Here is a 20,459-nt window from a genome sequence, read left to right on the forward strand (position 1 = left end):
GGCGCCATCTCTATATGCAGTGCGTTAACACACTGCGATAAATATTATTTACCCTTTTTTATAGCGTATCGGCATCTAACATACCGTAACGAATCGCTAAATGAGTAAGCTCTACATCACCATTCACACCCAATTTATCAAATAAGCGATAGCGGTAACTGTTGATTGTTTTGGGGCTTAGGCTTAATTGCTCTGAGATATCCACAACACGTTGCCCTTTGGTGATCATCATCATGATTTGTAACTCACGCTCAGAAAGCACACTAAAAGGATCATCTGAAACAGGCGATATTTGAGATAAAGCCATCTGCTGTGCAATTTCAGGTGCTAAATAACGCTGTCCAGCATTAACAGCACGAATCGCAGCAAGTACTTCATCAGGACCTGCGGCTTTACTTAAATAACCAGCGGCACCAGCTTGCATTACTTTTGAAGGGAATGGATTTTCCGTATGCATGGTTAACATGATAATTTTGATATCTTCATTAATACGCAAAATACGATGCATTGCATCTAAGCCACCAATACCTGGCATATTAATGTCCATTAACACAACATCAGGGTGGTTACTACGGCACCATTTTACGGCATCTTCACCACTTTCAGCTTCACCAATTACTTTCATGCCTCGAACATCATCAATGATACGGCTTATTCCTGTACGTACTAATTCATGGTCATCGACCAGCAGGATATTTATCAAAATTCTTCTCCGCATTACTTGTGCACCATAGCAACAAGTAAAAATTTTTAAGGTCTTGATAATAACGAAAACCAAGCCTTTTTAAAATCAAAAAACATCAGCTCACAGAGCAATTTATTTTTAATTACGTTAAGTATAAGTGAGTTAATGCATTAACTAGGTGAATGTAACATAAAATATAAAATAAAATAACAAAAAGAAAAGTCAGTTTTATGTAACTAACTGTATAAAAAGGGATTTAAAAAGATAACCAGAGAAATATTATTAAAGTAAAGTCAGTGCAAAATTAACAATAATATTTTTAATATCAAAAGTGAAGGAGCTTTGATTTGAGAGAGAGTAATTAACGAGTATTGTGGATCAGTTTTTCATTAAGTCTATTAGCCTCGATTTTTAGAGCGCCACGCAATGTTCATCAAAAGAGTGGCGTATAAAGAAGGGTTAAAAAACATCGCGCCTACGAAAATAAAATAAGATTAATGTAAACACCCAAAAACTACCAATTGCACCACCAGAGGTTGTTGTAGTGCTTGGCTCATTTTTTTCCTGTGGCTTCTTTGAATTATCCACAATGAGAGGCTCTTCAACATTATTAAACATCACATCATTAACAACCACACCACCCGATGTAATATCGGCAAGTGTCAATGTACTACTATTTATCACCTCCCCGCTTTGCGTAACAATATTTTGATTCAAAAGCCCCCCGTCGAGGGTTACCAAACTACCAGCGGCTAAGGTAATATAATTCTTGCTATTATCAGTTCCCTTTACTGAAGTAACTAAGCTATCATCCCCCCCACCAACATTAATAATGTCGATAAGATCGCCCCCTGTTGCAAAACTAAATGTATCCGTTTTACTACCTCCAACTAATGTTTCAATATTGCTAAAGCACATTAGCAGTGTTTCATTTTCACTAGAAATATTACCTTTATTTTCAGCATTAATCTCCCATACCGTATTTTGATTTGGACCAATGATTTTATCGCGACCAGCCTCACCATCAATACAGGCTATCGAGCCTATTATTGGCTTATCGTTCCTCAATGCTTCAACCCTGAAGGTGTCATCCCCAACGCTGCCAGTCACGGCTTCAACACCTTCAACCTCAAGCCCAATCTGTTCAATTTGTAACGTTTTTGGATTTAATAAATATGTATAACCAGGTAAGGCAACATTACTTTTTAATGTATCTAATGAAATTAAAAAATGTGATTTTTGTCCATTTAAGGTGAATGTGCCAAAAGCTTCAGCAATGGATATATTTTCAGGGAAATAATTAAAAGAGATTAAAAATGACATAGGTGCAAGGATTTGGCTCGTTCCATCGACAAAACTCACGGCTAATTCTTCGCCTAAATTATTTATCGCCATGTATACTGTTTCACCCGAGCCCCTAGTCGCCATTAAGCCAATAGTTTGCGATTCACTTCCACTGGCTAACTCTAATGTAGCGTAATCCTCTCCAACAACAGACTCTGCCAGTAGTTGCCAATCCTGAGCAGATAGAGTGACATTATCTGAAGCAAGGATCAGAGTGGTTAAGCTTGAAAGGGTTGTTATAACTCTGTTTTGTTGTGTTTCCAATGGTGCAACAGCATGCGCGCTAAACATGAACAATATGGGAAATAATCCCAGTAACCTTCCCCCATATTCTATAAAACAACTTTTCTTAAAACTTACGCGTGTTCCCATTGCAGAATTTCTCCATTTTAAATTTTATTATATGGCCCATTAATACTTTGAGCGCACAAGCATAATTCATCTAAATTCCTAAAAATATCGACTTACGACTTTAGATTCTTAGATAAGCTACTTGTTATATTGCATCGGTACAAAACGATAATGACCTGTAATTTTATACTCAAAAATCATATCTTCGACTTTTGGTCCGAGGCCTATATTATGAACTATCAAAGGGTTGCCTGTTATAGGATCCACCTTATCGATAACCATACCGATATGAGGTAAATTACCCGGTAACATCCATGTGACGATATCTCCTGTAGAATAATCTGATTTATTACCAGTGACTTTAAAGCTTTCACCATGCCTTGCAAAAAAAGTTTGTAAATTTGGAACTCGGCGATGATCTATATTTTTGTCTGTTGAACTTAAACCCCATATTCTCTTCGAGGGATAGAGGGAAAAGTGAGACTTCATATCTTCATGAACAAGCTTTTGTAAATCAGTACCTAATGCTCGATACGCTCTTATTATCACATCCGTACAGACGCCGATCTCACTTGGTACATCACCATTAGGGTAATTAATTGCGATATACGAACCATCATAGATAACATCATGCTTTGTTCTTTCGATTAAACTAGACACAATCTCGTGATTAAATTCAGAAGCTTGAAGGCTAGCACTTAGCAATAACAAAAGAATGACAATTTTTTTCATAACGTTCCACCAAGCCTTAAACGAAAAATCAAACACAAAAGACAAATAATTTACATTTTACATAGAATACAAGGAAAGTAAGTAGCAGACACGAAATATATTGCCAAGTAGATCAGATAGTTAAATGGATTGGTATGTTCTGAAATTAATAAGACGATTTTAACTTGGTGGATAGCTTGCGATACAAGCAAGCATTAACTTCTCTTTAGACACACAGAGCAGGAGTCTTTGAGCTGATAGATAGCAAAAAGGCACTAACCGTAAAAACAGTTAGTGCCTTTTTTAATGTGGCGGAGGAGGAGAGATTTGAACTCTCGGAGAGCTATTAACCCTCGCTGGTTTTCAAGACCAGTGCATTCAGCCGCTCTGCCACCCCTCCGCAGAACGAGGCGAATAATACCGACTTAAGGGGTTGCTTGTAAAGTAAAAGTTTTAATTTGAAAACTGTTTGCTCGAATATCAAACAACCATAGTAAAAAAAGGGCTAAATACTGCAAAATGAGAGTGGAGCCTGGTACCAAGCGAATAACACTAATACGATTAATTTATTCATCGAATAACAGAATAGGTAACGAGATGCCGTTTTTTATCCGAATAGCTAAAAAGCAAAAAGGCACTAACTGTAAACAGTTAGTGCCTTTTTTAATGTGGCGGAGGAGGAGAGATTTGAACTCTCGGAGAGCTATTAACCCTCGCTGGTTTTCAAGACCAGTGCATTCAGCCGCTCTGCCACCCCTCCGCAGAACGAGGCGAATAATACCGACAACCGCATAAACTTGTAAAGTTAAAAATAACAAAAAAAAACTGTTTGCCGAATAATCCAACAAACAGTTTAAATATACATCAACAGGGTTTACTTAAAGTGGTTTGAATGTGCTTCAGGGTGCTGCTCAGCATGACATTCAAACAAGTATTCAGCCAGTGCGGCTAATACGGTATCATCAGTAGATTTTCCTAATGAATAAGCAACTGTTTTATTATCTACTCTGCGAATCTGTGAACCAGATATAGCTAATCGTTCACGATTAGGCAGTTGCAGATAAATGTTATGCAGTTGTTCTGGGAACTCTGCTTCCTCTTCATCATCAATAAGCAAAGAGATACCAGACGCAGACAGATCTTTAATTTGATAATGTAGCTCTTCGCCCTCTTCATTCACCAAAGAAATAGTTTTATCCGCCGGTAAACGCCATGAGCGTAATTGATCACCCGTTTCAAAAATTTTCGGAGACTTAAGGCTCATGCTAAAATTAGCGAAATCGCCCATTTTCATCTGTACAGGAAAAACTAAGTGGTGATTACCGTAATTAGCCACCAACTGAAGATCATCAGCTAACCCCAACTGAAACAGTAAAGCGTCCTTGCCGCTGGTCCCACCAATATCATACTCTAGATTTTTCTTGTCGCTTTCCGACTCTTCAATATCCATGATCATTTCAGATAACAATTTAAATTCAGCGTCACTTACTTGCAGTTCTTTTGTATCATCGGCCATAGGGCCTCCATCATTCTGTACTTGAAAAATATATTTGGCTACTTTACGACAAATCAAACAATAATTAAGCAATAAATTACATAATTTGACCTTTTGTCTCCAAAAAATGTATTTCGAGGTTAAAAAATAGACCATATACCTCATAAATATTGTTGCATTCAACTCTCTGCTGTATCCTAACGCCTTACTTTTTTTCATTTATACCATTTTCGCTTTTTGGCGAATTCGGTCTTACACATTGCTAGGCAGAATTAAGATGCAAGAGTTATATAATCCAAAAGAGATTGAAGCAAAATTCCAGAAAAACTGGGATGAAAACCAATCATTTAAAGCAACTGAAGATCCATCAAAAGAGAAATATTACTGCCTCTCAATGTTTCCATACCCAAGTGGTAAACTACACATGGGTCACGTGCGTAATTACACCATTGGTGATGTGGTTTCTCGTTACCAACGTATGCAGGGTAAGAATGTGATGCAGCCAATGGGTTGGGATGCATTTGGTTTACCAGCTGAAAACGCAGCGATTAAAAATAATACCGCACCAGCAGGTTGGACATACGAAAATATCGAGTACATGAAGAAGCAACTGAAACAGTTAGGATTTGGTTATGACTGGAATCGTGAATTAGCGACTTGTCAGCCAGAATACTACCGTTGGGAGCAATGGTTCTTCACGAAACTGCTTGAAAAAGATTTAGTATACAAAAAAATGGCAACCGTTAACTGGGATCCAGTTGATCAAACCGTTTTAGCCAATGAGCAAGTGATCGACGGTCGCGGTTGGCGCTCAGGAGCAGTGGTTGAACAGAAACAGATCCCACAATGGTTTATTAAAATCACCGCTTACGCACAAGAACTACTTGATGATTTAGACCAGCTAGATGAATGGCCTGAGCAAGTACGCACAATGCAACGCAACTGGATCGGTCGCTCTGAAGGCATCGAGATGGACTTTAAAGTTGTTGGCTCTGATGAAACAGTATCGGTTTACACCACCCGTCCAGACACAGTAATGGGTGTGACTTACATTGCCGTTGCAGCACAACATCCGCTCGCACTTGAAGCGGGTAAAAATAACCCTGAGCTAGCAGCCTTTAGCGAAAAATGTAAAAACCAAAAGCTAGTGGAAGCAGAGCTTGCGACCATGGCAAAAGAAGGCGTAGATACCGGCCTTAAAGCGATTCACCCAATTACAGGCGAAGAAGTGCCTGTATGGACAGCTAACTTTGTCTTAATGGGTTACGGCTCAGGTGCAGTAATGTCTGTACCAGCACATGATCAACGTGATTTCGAATTTGCTAAAGAATACGGCTTAGACATTAAAGCGGTTATCAAGCCAACAGATAACGAAGTTGATGTTTCACAAGAAGCGTTCACTGAAAAAGGTATTTGTTTTAACTCTGGTGAGTTTGATGGTTTAGACTTTACAGCTGCATTTGATGCCGTAGAAGCAAAACTACAAAGTGAAAACAAAGGTAAGCGTCAAGTGAACTTCCGCCTTCGTGATTGGGGTGTTTCACGTCAGCGTTACTGGGGTGCACCGATTCCAACACTTACATTAGAAGATGGTACAGTTGTGCCTGTGCCAGAAGACCAACTACCTGTTGTACTTCCTGAAGATGTTAAAATGAATGGCATTACTTCGCCAATCAAAGCGGATTTAGAGTGGGCAAAAACAACTTATAACGGTCAGCCTGCAACACATGAAACAGATACCTTTGATACCTTCATGGAATCAAGCTGGTACTACGCACGTTACTGTTCACCACAAAGCGATGAGCAGATGCTTGATCCTGCAAAAGCGAACTACTGGCTACCTGTAGACCAATACATTGGTGGTATCGAACACGCTATTTTGCACCTTTTATACTCTCGTTTTTTCCACAAATTACTACGTGATTTTGGATTAGTAGAGAGTGATGAACCGTTCAAGAAGCTACTAACTCAAGGGATGGTATTAGCAGATGCTTATTACTATGAAGATGAGAAAGGCGGAAAAGTTTGGGTTTCTCCAAGCGATGCAATCACAGAAACCGATGAAAAAGGTAAAGTGATTGCTGCTAAAATGGCCAATGGTCAAGAACTTGTGTTTGATGGCATGTGTAAAATGTCTAAATCAAAAAATAACGGTATTGACCCACAGGATATGATTGATAAATACGGCGCAGATAGCGTGCGTTTATTTATGATGTTTGCAGCCCCTGCTGAGCAAACGCTTGAATGGTCAGATTCTGCACTTGAGGGCTCACTACGTTTCTTAAAACGTTTATGGAAAGTGGCTAATGATCATGTAACAGCAGGTGAAGTTGCTGCGTTAGATGTTAAAGCGCATAACGATAAGCAGAAAACACTGCGTCGTGAATTGCACAAAACCATTAGTAAAGTAACGGATGATTTAGGCCGTCGCCAAACCTTTAATACTGCTATCGCATCGGTAATGGAACTGATGAACAAAGTAACTAAAGCACCGACTGCTGATGCACAAGATCGTGCCATCATTCAAGAGGCATTAGTTGCTGTTGTTAAGCTACTTTCTCCTATCACACCGCATATTTGTGCAGAGCTATTTGAAGCATTAGGTGAACAGGGTGATCTATTAACGACGGCATGGCCAAGTGTTGATGAAAGTGCATTAGTTGAAGATTCAAAACTGATCATTGTACAAGTAAACGGTAAGTTACGTAGCAAGCTAACGGTTGCTGCCGATATCACGAAAGAGGCTGTTGAAGCACTTGGTTTAGCGGATGAAAACGTGGCTAAATTTACCGATGGTAAAACCGTACGTAAAATTATCTATGTACCGGGTAAGCTACTAAACATAGTGGCTAACTAGAAAGCTAAAAGCTAGAAAGCTAGAAAGCTAGAAAGCTGGTTTTTCCAGCCTTCTAGCCCTTCAGCCTTCCCTATTTCTATTTATAAGGCTAATTATGAAAACGTTACTTAACGCTTTTAAAACACTCATCATACTTTCCTCTCTCTTACTTTTATCCGGTTGTGGGTTTCATTTAAAACATAATGATGGTTTAGTTGAAAAATACCCACAAATTCTCTTACAAAGCGCCTCCAACAGTGAATTAACACGCTTAATTAAACTCAGGTTACGTGGTGCTGGCATTGAGTTAGTTAACACCCCTTCTGATGATGTCGCTATTTTAAAAGTCGGTGGAGAACGTCGCTCTTCACGCACTATCTCTCTGTATTCAAATGCACAAAATGCAGAGCAAGAATTAGGTTATAACCTTAGTTACTCTATACAAAGTCCCGGCTATGAAGCACAAGACTTTAGCGTAAACCTTTATCGTGACTTCTTAGATAACCCCGCTCAGGCACTTGCTAAATCTCGGGAAGCAGAGCTATTAACACGAGAGCTTCGTGCCATTGCTGCCGATCATATTATTAATACTATGCTTAGTTTAGATAATAAAAATAGTGCAGCAATAGACAACTAGGCAGTGAAATAGATGCGCATCTACCCAGAGCAACTTAAACAACATATTAAGCAACAACTACCTCGTTGTATTCTTCTTTTTGGCGATGAGCCTTTGCTGACGCTAGAAGCAGAAGACCTGATCAAACAGGTTGCGAAATCTCAAGGCTATCTGGAAACATTTAGCTTTAGCCTTGATGGAAATTTTGATAAAGATAGCATCTATTCTCACCTACAAAGCTTATCGCTATTTTCTGAAAAAAAGATATTGTCGCTAACGCTCTCTAAAACCAGCAAAGAAAGCACTGCTTTTTTACGCGAGATTGCGCCACTTTTAAACGATGATATTTTATTACTTTTACAAGGCCCTAAGCTTAATAATCAACAGCTAAACGGAGCTTGGTTTAAGGGATTAGAACAACAGGGGGTATTTGTAGTCACTAACGCCCCCTTACCGCAGCATTTCCCACAATGGATTTATCAACGCTTAAAGTCACTCGCGCTAAACGCGAACAAAGAAGTCATCGATTTTCTTTGCGTGCACTTTGAAGGTAATCTTTTAGCGGCTAAACAAGAGTTTGAAAAACTCGCATTGTTATATCCAAAGCAAACCCTCAACCTGCATCAAGTTGAGCAATCAATCACCACTCATAATCACTTCTCGATTTTTCAATGGCTAGACAGCTTATTGGAAGGTGATAAAGTACGCAGCCAACGCATTTTAAAGCAACTGAAAGCAGAAGGTACAGAGCTGTTACTGCTTAGCGCAACCCTAAGCAGTGAGATACAAAAACTCCTCAAATTAAGCTATCAAGAAAAAAGCACCCCACTCGCGCAGTTACTTAATCAACAGCAGCCGAAAATTTGGGCAAGCAAGCAAGCTCTAATGAGTAAAGCGTTGAAGCGCTTAAATACGCGACAATTAGAGCAACTTATCATTCAGTGTGCAGAGTTAGAGATCATAGTAAAAGTTGAAAATAGCGCAGATGATTGGCAAAAGCTGACATTAATAGCAAGTGCATTTTATGCATAATTTATTTAAAGTTAAGTCTTCTTTAATAAAACGATTGGTATAAGCAAGATGACTCACTACTTTGATGTTTCGCTATTATAGCAATGGAAATTAGAAAGTGATCTCGTATTACGTAGGAAAGGTTTGTACTACCAAGGCGTGATATGCAGAAGTTAGTTGTTCTCCCTTCAAAACTCACACCACAGGTAGTGTAAATTTTAACAAGTAGGACTGATCACCTTTTTAATTCTTTTGGTATTATACCAATTCCGCTAATATAGTGATCAAATATTACGCAGGAAAAAGTAGTTAATTCAAGGCGAAAATTGATGTAAATGGTTGTTCACTTTACGAAATTTTTAACGCTGAAATAGCTTCTTTTAACCAGTGAGATTGATCAGTTATTTAGTGGATTTGGTATTACTGCGGGTATAAAAAAGCCCCTGCATACCAAGTAAACAGAGGCTTTATCAAGTAAGTGACTTGATAGCAAAACAAGTCACTAAAATTGCCACTTACCTTATAAGTGATAACTCACTTTATTTGATTGCTAATAGCTCAACTTCAAATACTAGTGTTGAATGTGGGCCAATAGCTGCACCAGCACCACGTTCACCGTATGCAAGTTCAGATGGAATTGCTAATTTGAATTTCGAACCAACAGGCATTAATTGTAATGCTTCAGTCCAACCAGCGATAACACCGCCTACAGGGAACTCTGCAGGTTGACCACGTTCAACTGAACTATCAAATACAGTGCCATCGATTAGAGAACCGTGGTAATGAACGCTTACTGTAGATTCTGCAGTTGGTTTTTCGCCTTCACCCATCGTAATTACTTCGTATTGAAGACCAGAATCAGTTACCTGAACGCCCTCTTTCTTGGCATTTTCAGCTAAGAATTCAGCGCCAGCAGCACCTAAAATTTTAGCTTGCTCTGCAGCGGCTTCTTGCATACGTGCAGAAATAGTTTGAAATGCAGCTTGAAGCTCTTCTTGAGAAACTTTACTTTCTGCGCCAGCAAATGCATCAGCAATACCCGCAGCAACAGCAGAGATATCTAAGCCTTCAAATGGTTGTGCGCGAAGTTGCTCGCCCATTTGTAGACCAATACCGTAGCTTGCTTGTAGTTCTTGAGTGTTTAATTGTAGTTCAGACATGTTTCTCTCTTTTCATTTTAAGTGTTAGATAATTAATAGATGGGGAGCAAAATTAACTTTTAAAGGGTTATTTAAAATTATTTACGTTTTTATTGTTTTTATTGTTTTTATTTGCTGAGCAATACCAGCTGTCACCACCGTCACATGATTAGCCAAGCTAGCGACCTGTTGGTTAAGCTCTCCTAACTTATCAGCATAAACACGCATCAACTTAGTTTCACCAATCAGCCCACATCCTACCTCTCCTGTGACAATAATGATAGGAGCCTGCAATGTTTGGAGTTGTTGAATAAACTGTTGTTTAATCTGTTCATACTCGGCTACACAGCGCTTTAAAGGCTTATCTTGAGAAAGATACCAGCCTACCCAAGTTGATAAACATTCAATTAATATAGGCTGTTTAGACGAACCATAGTGCTGTAAAAAATGCGCTAATGTTTTAGATTGATAATCAAGTTCACAAGTAATGATGTTTCGATCGCGATGCAGTTGATGCCTAGCTATACGGCATTTGGTTTCTTCGCCAAGCGCAAGACTGGTGGCGATATAGATAGCATGTTCTTGATCAGAGTCTTCTCGCCATTGCGTTAACAAGTTTTCAGCTACCGCACTTTTACCACTTCGTACACCACCAATCACTAAATGTTTCATTTGCTTTCCTTTTAAAGGATAAAAAAATACCATCACAAGGATGGTATTTTTAATAGTAATCAAAATATGCACTTATTTAGCAGCCATTACAAAATAATTTACGCTAAATGTTCAAAAAACTAAAATGACGAGTTATTTTTGAAAATATAAGCACAAGTAATTTTTGAGCACCCCTTACTTATTTGCTTAAATCATCAAAAAAGTTTTTTAAATGATTTAAAAAACCATCTGATTTTGGTTTATGCTTTTTCGGGCTTGAAGAACAAGTCGTTTCAAACTCTTTGAGTAACTCACGTTGCTTAGCAGAAAGTTTCACAGGCGTTTCAACAATCACTTTACACATTAAGTCGCCAGTTGTGTGACTACGTACTGATTTAACCCCTTTATTACGCATACGGTACATACGGCCAGTTTGCGTTTCTGCCGAGATTTTAAGTTTTACACGGCCATCAAGGGTCGGTACTTCAATCTCACCACCCAGTGCAGCTTCGGTGAAACTGATCGGCACTTCACAGTATAGGTTATTACCATCACGCACAAACACTTCATGCTCAAGCACGTTCATTTGTACGTATAAATCGCCTGCAGGTGCGCCATGCTCACCAGCTTCCCCTTCACCACTCAAGCGAATACGATCCCCTGTATCAACGCCAGCAGGGATTTTTACATTAAGCTTTTTACTGCTTTCGTAACGTCCTTCACCATGGCATTTATTACAAGGATCAGTAATTATCTTACCTTTACCACGACAAGTCGGACAGGTTTGGTTTACCGCAAAGAAACCTTGTCGCATCTGTACTTGACCTTGGCCATGACAGGTACCACATGTTTTACTTTCTGTCCCTTTCTTGGCGCCAGAGCCATTACATTGTTCACAGTGAACCAGTGTCGGGATCTCAATCTCTTTAGAGATACCATGTACAGCTTCTTCAAGCGTGAGTTCCATATTGTAGCGAAGATCTGAACCCTGTTGTGCTCGTTGCTGACCACCACGTCCACGACCTCCGCCAAAGATATCACCAAAGATATCGCCAAACTGATCGCCGAAGTCACCACCACCAAAGCCTCCTTGGCCTTGTTGGTTAACGCCTTCATGACCATATTGGTCAAACGCTGCTTTTTTGTTTGGATCGCTAAGAATCTCGTATGCTTCTTTTACTTCCTTGAATTTCTCTTCAAGCGCATCATCCCCTTTCGTTCTATCCGGGTGATATTTCATTGCAAGGCGCTTATACGCCTTTTTAATTTCTTTATCTGTTGCGCTACGGCTAATACCAAGCACTTCATAACAATCACGTTTTGACATTTTTAGTTCTCAAACCTTTTATACAAATCACAGTAAGTGGCAGGACTAAGCCATTTATGTTTACTACAAATCCAAGTAGTAAGCTTAAATGGCAACGACCAACGTATTTACCATACAATAACGCGGATTATAGAGAACTCTATAACCCGCGTCATTCATTAAATAATGAACCTACCTTTTATCTACAGCGCCCTCTTAGCGATAGCGCATTAAAGTAGAGGCGAGTTAATTACTTTTTATCGTCTTTCACTTCTTCAAACTCAGCATCAACGATATCATCATCTTGCTTTGCTTGCGCTTCAGGTTGCTCAGCACCGGCTTCACCAGCTTGTGCTTTTTGTTGTGCAATTTCAGCTAGTTTTTGTGACGCTTCTGCAAGTGCAGTTGTTTTCGCTTCAATTGCTTCTTTATCTTCACCTTTAGTCGCTTCTTCAAGGTCCTTTAAAGCAGCTTCAATTTTCTCTTTCTCATCTGCAGGAAGTGCATCACCAGCTTCTTCGATCTGTTTCTTAGTTGCATGAACCATTGCATCAGCTTGGTTACGAGCAGTTACTACTTCTTCGAAAGCTTTATCAGCTTCAGCATTTGCTTCAGCATCTTGAACCATTTGTTCAATCTCTTCATCGCTTAAACCAGAGCTAGATTTGATCGTAATTTTTTGCTCTTGGTTAGTATCTTTATCTTTAGCAGATACGTGTAAGATACCATCAGCATCCATATCGAATGTTACTTCGATTTGTGGCGTACCACGTGTTGCCGCACGAATACCTTCAAGGTTGAATTGACCTAGAGATTTGTTATCACTCGCACGTTTACGCTCACCTTGTAAAATGTGGATTGTTACCGCGCTTTGGTTATCTTCAGCCGTTGAGAATGTTTGCGATTGTTTCGTTGGGATAGTTGTATTTTTGTCGATAACCTTAGTCATCACACTACCCATTGTTTCAATACCCATTGATAACGGAGTCACGTCTAATAATAGAACGTCAGTTTTGTCACCAGAAAGTACTGCACCTTGAATCGCAGCACCCATTGCAACTGCTTCATCAGGGTTAACATCTTTACGTGCTTCTTTACCAAAGAACTCTGCAACTGCTTTTTGTACTAATGGCATACGTGTTTGACCACCAACCAAAATTACATCGTTAATTTCACCAACAGAAAGATCAGCATCTTTCAGAGCGATACGCAGAGGCTCAAGTGTTGCTTTAACCATGTCTTCAACTAAAGACTCAAGCTTAGAACGTGTAATTTTAACATTCAGATGTTTAGGGCCTGTTGCATCTGCAGTGATGTAAGGCAGGTTAATTTCTGTTTGTTGTGCAGAAGAAAGTTCAATTTTCGCTTTTTCAGCTGCTTCTTTAACACGTTGCATCGCAAGTGGATCGTTGGTTAGATCGAAACTTTGCTCATCTTTAAATTGTTGAACGATGTAGTTGATTAGACGGTTATCGAAATCTTCACCACCTAAATGCGTATCACCGTTTGTTGCTAATACTTCAAATGTTTTTTCGCCATCTACTTCATCAATTTCGATGATTGAGATATCGAATGTACCACCACCTAAGTCGTATACAGCAACGGTGCTGTCGCCTTTTGCATTGTTAACACCGTATGCAAATGCAGCTGCTGTAGGCTCATTGATGATACGTTTAACATCAAGACCTGCGATACGACCAGCATCTTTCGTTGCTTGGCGTTGTGAGTCATTGAAGTAAGCAGGTACGGTAATTACTGCACCAGTAACTTTCTCACCGAGGTAATCTTCGGCAGTTTTCTTCATTTTCTTTAATACTTCAGCAGAAATTTGCGGCGGCGCCATTTTTTCACCGTGCGCTTCTACCCATGCATCACCGTTATCTGCTTTGATGATTTGGTAAGGCATGATTTTAAGGTCACGTTGCACTTCTTCATCTTCAAAACGACGACCGATAAGACGCTTAATTGCGAAAAGTGTATTTTTAGGATTCGTTACAGACTGACGTTTAGCAGGTTGTCCTACTAATGTTTCGCCATCGGTGTAAGCGATGATTGAAGGAGTGGTACGCTCACCTTCTGCATTTTCAATAATTTTAGCTACATCACCATCCAATACAGATACACATGAATTAGTTGTACCTAAGTCAATACCGATAATTTTACCCATTTTATTTCTCCACACTTTATATGTTTTGTTTGGTTAATGGCTTCGCTTTTTAACATGATGTTTTAAGCTTTTGCCCTTAAGATAGTTAATATATGAGGGGCTATTTTTTACTTTCAAGGGAAAATAGTAAAAAAAATTGATTTATTTTAAAAATAAAAAAAGGCACTTAAATAAGTGCCTTTAACGGTAACGCTGTTTTACTTTCTAACTACGCAGAAGCAACCATTACCATTGCTGGGCGGATAATCTGCCCGTTGTATTCGTAACCTTTTTGCATAACAACAACTACTTCGTTGGCAGCTTTGCCTTCGATTTTTTGCTGGCTAACAATTTGGTGTTTGTCAGGATTCGCTTGCTCACCCACTGGGTTAATTTGCATAATCCCCACTTTTGCAAATGAGTCGATCATTGATTTAAGCGTCAGTTCAACACCTTCCGCCATTTTAGCTAATGCTTCATTATCTTTATCGATATGGCTTACCGCCATTTCCAATGAATCTGCAACGGGTAAAAGCTCTTCCGTAAAGCGCTTCAGTGTGCGTTTTACTTTGCTTTCTGCATCAATGCCCGCTTTACGAATTTCATTTTTAATAGCCGCTTGCTTTAGCGCTTCTTGAGCGGCTAACTCTTTTTCAGTAGCGGCTAATTTTTCTTCTGTAAGTGCTAATTTCTTGCCTAGCTCTTCGATCATATTCGCTTCTTGCTCAGTTGGCTCCTCAACCTCTTCTGGCTCAACTAATTCAGCTTCTACAGTAGATTCTGTCTCAGTCACGGTTTCTTGCTCTTCACCTAATACGGTTTCAATCGCTTCTTCAACACTTACTTTCTGTTCTTCGCTCATTTTTTAATCCTAATCTGCTATAAATTGAAAATTTTATAGGGGTATTATGGGGATTCAAACAATAGTTTCAAGTGTGTTAATAAAATCATTTAAACAAGTTATACTTGTTGTTATCTAAACGCTTTATTAATAAGGTTATTATGAGCACTTCACAAACTGATTTCAGTGAATTTAAAACCATTGGTTTGATTGCCAAAGCACAGCATGCAGGGGCACAACAAACGTTACAATCGCTTTACGATTTTTTACAACAAAAAGGCCTCACAGTGATTGTTGATAAACGTGTAGCCTCTGAAATCGATGCCCAGAAAGTCGTTAGTAATAACCTAGTGGGTATCGGCAAGTCCTGTGATTTAGCCATAGTGATCGGCGGTGATGGCTATATGCTTGGAGCTGCACGTGTTTTATCTCGCTTTGATATTGCAGTAATTGGTGTCAACAGAGGCAACTTAGGCTTTTTAACGGATCTTGATCCTGACGATTTTGAAGCACCTCTTTCAGAAGTACTTTCAGGAAAATACCTAGTCGAAAAACGTTTTTTATTAGAAGCGCAAGTGCATAGCCATGGTCATATGAAAAGTCGCAATACCGCCGTTAATGAAGCAGTGCTTCACCCAGACAAAATTGCACATATGATCGAGTTTGAAGTGTATGTTGACGATAACTTTATGCTAAACCAGCGTGCTGATGGGTTGATTATTTCCACTCCAACTGGTTCAACTGCTTATTCGCTTTCTGGTGGAGGTCCTATTTTAACGCCAAACTTGGATGCCATTAGCCTACTGCCTATGTTTCCGCATGCACTCAATAGTCGCCCAATTGTCATCGATGCGAACAGCACGGTACGTTTGAAAATTGCGGAAAGCAATAATTCTGAAATGCAAATTAGTTGTGATAGCCATGTGAACTTATCAGTATTACCCGGTGATGAAGTCCTGATCACAAAGACCGCCCACCAGCTAAAATTAGTACACCCTAAAAACTATAACTACTTCCATGTATTACAGAATAAACTGGGGTGGGGAAATAAATTTTTCTAATTATCTAACGTCACTCAATAGTAAGGCAGATTAACGTGCAGTCACCAGCAATTGGCTTTTTAGGTGGTAGTTTTGATCCCATTCATAACGGACACCTGCTACCCGCTATCGAGGTAGCACAGCAACTACAATTACAAACACTATTCCTGATGCCAAATCATATCGCGCCACATAAAGCAACTAGCCACTGTAGCGCGACGCAACGTGCAACAATGGTTTCTTTAGCAATTAAGACTACCCCTACCCTCCACATTGATACTCGCGAACTTAAGCGCGATTCAGCGAGTTACACCTTTGAAACATTAAAGGAGATCCGTACTGACTACCCCGATTCTCCAATCTGTTTCATCATGGGAATGGATTCATTACTTAGTTTTGATAGTTGGTATCAATGGCAAGTTATTCTTGATTACTGCCACCTTGTTGTGTGTGCTCGCCCAGGCTGGAAGGGTGAATTTAATAGCAATATACAAGCCTTATTAAATGCTCATCAAACCGTTGAGGTGGCCGACTTACATCTTTTTAAATCGGGCAAAATTTATTTTCAACAAACCGTGCAGTTTGATATCTCATCGACACAAATTCGCCATAATATAAAACACGATATCAGTATTAAAGAATTAGTACCTAAACAAGTTGCCGACTATATTTACCAGCACCAACTTTATCGATAAGGGAAAACAATGCGCACGTTAATCGTTATTTTACTGCTTGGTTCATTACTCGCTACAGCCACTCACGCGACTCCCCCTCCCACACCTCAACAGACAGCAATCTATAGCAATAATGAAATCCATCATCCTGTCTGGGCTAAAAATGCCATGGTCGCAACGCAGGAAGCGTTAGCAACACAAATCGGTGTGGACATATTACAGCAAGGTGGTAATGCTGTTGATGCAGCGGTTGCGGTTGGTTATGCACTTGCAGTGACATTACCACGCGCAGGTAATCTCGGCGGTGGCGGTTTTATGCTGGTTTACTTAAACAAACAGCAAAAAGCGATTGCTATCGATTATCGAGAAAAAGCCCCCGCAGCGGCAACTCGTAATATGTATTTAGATGAAAATGGCGACGCACAAACTGAGCTATCACGCTTTCATGGGCTTGCCGTTGGTGTCCCAGGGACTGTGATGGGACTTGAGTTTGCTCGTAAAAAATATGGCACATTAAGTCGAGAGCAACTAATTAAACCTGCTATTAAGTTAGCCAGTGAAGGGGTTCTTGTTAGCCCTGATTTGGCCAACTCACTCAACCAAGCAAAGCCACGCTTGAGTAAATGGTCAAGCAGCAAAGATATATTTTATAAACAAGACGGTGAAAGCTATCAGGTAGGTGAACGATTAAGGCAAACTGATTTAGCAGCAACACTTCGCTTGATCAGCACTCAAGGAGAATCGGCATTTTATCAGGGCGAGGTGGCTAAACAAATCAGCAAATCGGTACAACAAGCGGGAGGGTTAATCACAGTTGAAGATATGAAAAATTATCGAGCTATTGAACGTGAGGCCGTCAAGGGAGATTATCGAGGGTATCAAGTGTTATCGATGCCACCTCCATCATCGGGAGGCATCCATATAGTGCAACTACTGAATATGCTCGAACACTACCCACTTACAGATTATGGCCACAATAGCGCACAAAGCATTCATATTATGAGTGAAACGATGCGCCGAGCTTATGCAGATCGCGCGCGCTACTTAGGGGACAGTGATTTTGTTAAGGTACCGATTAAACAGCTAACTTCGAAGCAGTATGCCCAACAACGCATTAAAGATATCAACCTCGAGTATGCTACAGATAGCAATAGCATCAGTGCAGGAAAAGTCGCTCCCTATGAAAGCGATCAAACTACTCACTTTAGTATTGTTGATCGCTGGGGAAATGCGGTATCAAATACCTATACGCTCAATTTTAGTTATGGAATGGGTATGGTTGCACAGGGTACAGGGGTCTTACTCAACAATGAGATGGATGATTTTTCCGCAAAGCCCGGAGAGCCAAATGGTTATGGGTTAATCGGTGGAGAAGCGAATGCGATTCAAGCAAATAAACGCCCACTTAGCTCAATGAGCCCAACCATTATTTTAAAAGATAGGCAGCCATTTTTAGTGACTGGCACCCCTGGTGGTTCAAGAATTATTACCACGACACTGCAGGTTATTGTTAATGTAATTGATCATGAAATGAATATTGCCCAAGCAACAGCCTCTCCACGTTTTCACCACCAATGGTTACCAGATTATATTCGTTACGAACAAGGGGTTAGTATCGATACGATAAAGTTATTAAAAGCAAAGGGGCATAAACTAAAACAACAAACAACCATGGGGAGCACTCAGACGATCATGCGCCTTAAAGATAGTTTACTCGGTGCATCTGATCCTCGAACCCCCTCCGCATTGAGCCTCGGGTATTAAAAATGATAGGCGAGTGAGATAGAACCGAAACGTGATGACTCTGTTTGTCCCTCATATTCATCACTACTATTTACTAAGGTAAACAGTAAAGAAATATCATAAAGGTTGGCCACAAGCCCAGCTGAAAAAGTAAACTGAGGATGGATAAGATCTACACTGTGACTATCTTGAAAAGTATTACCATCAATGAATATATCATTGGCAACATAAGAAGCGGAAGCATTTGCAAAGAGGTACCAACCGAAAGGAGATGGCCTAAAACGGTTAAACTTTTGTATTGGAAATACAGTCGAGGAAGAGAAGTTATGAGTTAATTGTTGCCCAAAACGAAAACCAATCCCCGTTGCGATGTCACTGCGTAAATTGCCTAATCCACCATCAATACCAGTTAATAAATCAAACTCCCCAATGCTAATAGGCATATCATAAACACGCCATGTTCTTCGCAGCTGAACACGAAAAACAAATTCATTATTGATTTGGTTATCCCAGCCTTGTGGCTTCTTACCACCAGTTAAATCATGAACAAAAGACTGAACAAACTCGCCTCCAGCAACGGGGCCAACAGCCCCTAGAATAAGACCAAACTCATCCATATTTAAGTCCGAATAGGATGCAACATTAACATTCCAACCGAGTAAACCGACATAGGGAGCATCCTCTTCCACTAGCTTATGCGTTTCTAAGTCAATTGCCGTTTGAATTGCCTGTCCAATACTATAATTAATGCGATATTTTCTCTCTTTAAGATCATTAATGGGTGTTTTAAAGGCGAGATAGGCAAGCCAATCAGGCAATACTTTGTGATCAAGCGCGGTTAGATTATCGTATCCCCAATCAATAAAAAGACCATTGCTGTAACCACCATCTTCATGCACATACATATCATTTTCAAGCGTCAAACCAATATAAGATGATGAGTTTGCAAGTGCAGTTATAGGTACCATGAGTGATAGATATACATAAAAAATGATGCGCATCGCCCCTCCTTTATTCGAACTTTTTAGTGATCATTACAACCATAAACCTGTGTGTTATTAATTAATGAAACAAGCAATCTATCAATAGTGGCTCAACAAACTGTTTAATTTGTACTTCGTCTCCCTGTAACGTCCCCCCATATTGCATAGTGCGCGTTTTAGGGCCGGCTTTTTTTCTGTTTTTTATCATGATGATATTTGATTTAACCTCACCAGCAATTGAGACTTGTAAAATGTAATGTTGCGATAAAGAAGCTTTCTGAATCGGCTCTCCAATAAATGCACAGCCATGAATAGAAAGATCGCTCAAGTATCCCGTGGAACATATTTTCTTAGTCTCAGGATTAACTAGTTTTGCATTAATATGAATGGGTAAACGCTGATCTTGGCGCAATGGCGCTAACTGAACTTGTTGAGGGTAATCCAGTAGTATCCAGCGTCCTGCAATGCTCATTAATTTCTGTATATTTGACTGAAAGGCAATCAGGTTAGCATCAGGATTTTTGGTGCTCATTAAGCGCACAATCACTTTCTGACCTTCTCGTATATATTGCTTTGCACTCAGCCAGTCACTCCCAGTCCCCATAGCAACAATGACAGACATATTTGGATCAACTCCGATAAGCCTTGTTTTTAAACGAATCGGTTGGGTTGCGGTAATTATCTGTAGGTGTACCTCTGTATCACAAGATATTTTATCTAAATAACTGTAATTATCATTATTATCAGCCACGTACACTCCTCATTATTTATAACAAGTATAGTGACTAAATTAACTTTATCCCTGTCAGGACATATCAGTGAATGATAAATTTGTGAACAATATTCAGATATAAATTATTAGCTTTCATGCAAATAGATTAATTTGT

The 20,459-nt window shown here is 39.7% G+C and carries 17 protein-coding genes and 2 tRNA genes; 6 read left to right on the top strand and 13 right to left on the bottom strand.

Going from position 1 to position 20,459, the window contains the following annotated elements:
• Positions 1 to 58 precede the first annotated feature (58 nt).
• From uvrY to CW745_RS04505, 6 genes are all read right to left on the bottom strand, one after another.
• On the bottom strand, positions 59 to 703 hold the full coding sequence (gene uvrY / locus CW745_RS04480; protein ID WP_101107319.1) for a UvrY/SirA/GacA family response regulator transcription factor: 645 nt from the start codon (positions 701 to 703) through the stop codon (positions 59 to 61).
• A 441-nt stretch (positions 704 to 1,144) separates the two neighbouring features.
• Positions 1,145 to 2,401, bottom strand: coding sequence for a hypothetical protein (locus CW745_RS04485; RefSeq protein WP_153069738.1), 1,257 nt, complete (start codon positions 2,399 to 2,401; stop codon positions 1,145 to 1,147).
• A 117-nt stretch (positions 2,402 to 2,518) separates the two neighbouring features.
• Positions 2,519 to 3,112 carry a DUF1287 domain-containing protein gene (locus CW745_RS04490; protein WP_101107321.1) on the bottom strand — a complete coding sequence of 198 codons (594 nt, stop codon included), beginning with the start codon at positions 3,110 to 3,112 and terminating at the stop codon, positions 2,519 to 2,521.
• A gap of 288 nt (positions 3,113 to 3,400) precedes the next feature.
• Positions 3,401 to 3,491, bottom strand: a tRNA-Ser gene (locus CW745_RS04495).
• Positions 3,492 to 3,760: 269 nt separating this feature from the next.
• A tRNA-Ser gene (locus tag CW745_RS04500) sits at positions 3,761 to 3,851 on the bottom strand.
• Between the two features lie 114 nt (positions 3,852 to 3,965).
• Positions 3,966 to 4,607, bottom strand: a complete 642-nt coding sequence (locus tag CW745_RS04505) for a PilZ domain-containing protein (RefSeq protein ID WP_101107322.1) — start codon at positions 4,605 to 4,607, stop codon at positions 3,966 to 3,968.
• 256 nt (positions 4,608 to 4,863) lie between these two features.
• On the opposite strand from CW745_RS04505, the gene leuS reads away from it, so the two are divergent.
• The 3 genes from leuS (at position 4,864) to holA (ending at position 9,070) form a co-directional block, all read left to right on the top strand.
• A complete protein-coding gene (leuS, locus tag CW745_RS04510) occupies positions 4,864 to 7,443 on the top strand; it encodes a leucine--tRNA ligase (protein WP_101107323.1) in 2,580 nt (859 codons plus the stop codon).
• Positions 7,444 to 7,537: 94 nt separating this feature from the next.
• Positions 7,538 to 8,059: an LPS assembly lipoprotein LptE gene (gene lptE, locus CW745_RS04515; protein WP_101107324.1), complete on the top strand. Its 522-nt coding sequence runs from the start codon at positions 7,538 to 7,540 to the stop codon at positions 8,057 to 8,059.
• 12 nt (positions 8,060 to 8,071) lie between these two features.
• Complete coding sequence (gene holA, locus CW745_RS04520) at positions 8,072 to 9,070, top strand: DNA polymerase III subunit delta (protein WP_101107325.1); 999 nt, start codon at positions 8,072 to 8,074, stop codon at positions 9,068 to 9,070.
• A 518-nt stretch (positions 9,071 to 9,588) separates the two neighbouring features.
• Here the strand turns inward: holA and CW745_RS04525 are convergent.
• The 5 genes from CW745_RS04525 to grpE form a co-directional block, all read right to left on the bottom strand.
• Positions 9,589 to 10,209, bottom strand: coding sequence for an FKBP-type peptidyl-prolyl cis-trans isomerase (locus CW745_RS04525; RefSeq protein WP_101107326.1), 621 nt, complete (start codon positions 10,207 to 10,209; stop codon positions 9,589 to 9,591).
• A gap of 81 nt (positions 10,210 to 10,290) precedes the next feature.
• Positions 10,291 to 10,860 (bottom strand): bifunctional adenosylcobinamide kinase/adenosylcobinamide-phosphate guanylyltransferase, encoded by a 570-nt coding sequence (locus CW745_RS04530; RefSeq protein WP_193755538.1) that lies wholly within the window; start codon positions 10,858 to 10,860, stop codon positions 10,291 to 10,293.
• A 178-nt stretch (positions 10,861 to 11,038) separates the two neighbouring features.
• Positions 11,039 to 12,166, bottom strand: coding sequence for a molecular chaperone DnaJ (dnaJ, locus tag CW745_RS04535; RefSeq protein WP_101107328.1), 1,128 nt, complete (start codon positions 12,164 to 12,166; stop codon positions 11,039 to 11,041).
• A gap of 229 nt (positions 12,167 to 12,395) precedes the next feature.
• Positions 12,396 to 14,312 carry a molecular chaperone DnaK gene (dnaK, locus tag CW745_RS04540; protein ID WP_101107329.1) on the bottom strand — a complete coding sequence of 639 codons (1,917 nt, stop codon included), beginning with the start codon at positions 14,310 to 14,312 and terminating at the stop codon, positions 12,396 to 12,398.
• 208 nt (positions 14,313 to 14,520) lie between these two features.
• Entirely contained in the window at positions 14,521 to 15,153 is a 633-nt protein-coding gene (grpE, locus tag CW745_RS04545; RefSeq protein WP_101107330.1) for a nucleotide exchange factor GrpE, read from the bottom strand.
• Positions 15,154 to 15,293: 140 nt separating this feature from the next.
• Between grpE and nadK the strand changes: the two genes are divergently transcribed.
• From nadK to ggt, 3 genes are read left to right on the top strand one after another with little or no spacing between them, the layout of a single operon-like run.
• Entirely contained in the window at positions 15,294 to 16,193 is a 900-nt protein-coding gene (gene nadK / locus CW745_RS04550; RefSeq protein WP_101107331.1) for an NAD(+) kinase, read from the top strand.
• A gap of 35 nt (positions 16,194 to 16,228) precedes the next feature.
• The gene (gene nadD / locus CW745_RS04555; protein WP_238596694.1) at positions 16,229 to 16,867 is read left to right on the top strand and encodes a nicotinate-nucleotide adenylyltransferase; all 639 of its coding nucleotides are present in this window, start codon (positions 16,229 to 16,231) and stop codon (positions 16,865 to 16,867) included.
• A gap of 9 nt (positions 16,868 to 16,876) precedes the next feature.
• The gene (gene ggt / locus CW745_RS04560; RefSeq protein ID WP_101107333.1) at positions 16,877 to 18,610 is read left to right on the top strand and encodes a gamma-glutamyltransferase; all 1,734 of its coding nucleotides are present in this window, start codon (positions 16,877 to 16,879) and stop codon (positions 18,608 to 18,610) included.
• Here ggt and CW745_RS04565 read toward each other — a convergent pair.
• Both CW745_RS04565 and CW745_RS04570 read right to left on the bottom strand, forming a co-directional pair.
• Positions 18,607 to 19,590, bottom strand: a complete 984-nt coding sequence (locus tag CW745_RS04565; RefSeq protein ID WP_101107334.1) for a lipid A deacylase LpxR family protein — start codon at positions 19,588 to 19,590, stop codon at positions 18,607 to 18,609. The genes ggt and CW745_RS04565 overlap by 4 nt on opposite strands.
• Positions 19,591 to 19,651: 61 nt before the next feature.
• Positions 19,652 to 20,323 (bottom strand): flagellar brake domain-containing protein, encoded by a 672-nt coding sequence (locus CW745_RS04570; RefSeq protein WP_193755539.1) that lies wholly within the window; start codon positions 20,321 to 20,323, stop codon positions 19,652 to 19,654.
• Between the last annotated feature and the right edge of the window lie 136 nt (positions 20,324 to 20,459).

Source organism: Psychromonas sp. psych-6C06 (assembly GCF_002835465.1).
Taxonomy (GTDB): domain Bacteria; phylum Pseudomonadota; class Gammaproteobacteria; order Enterobacterales; family Psychromonadaceae; genus Psychromonas.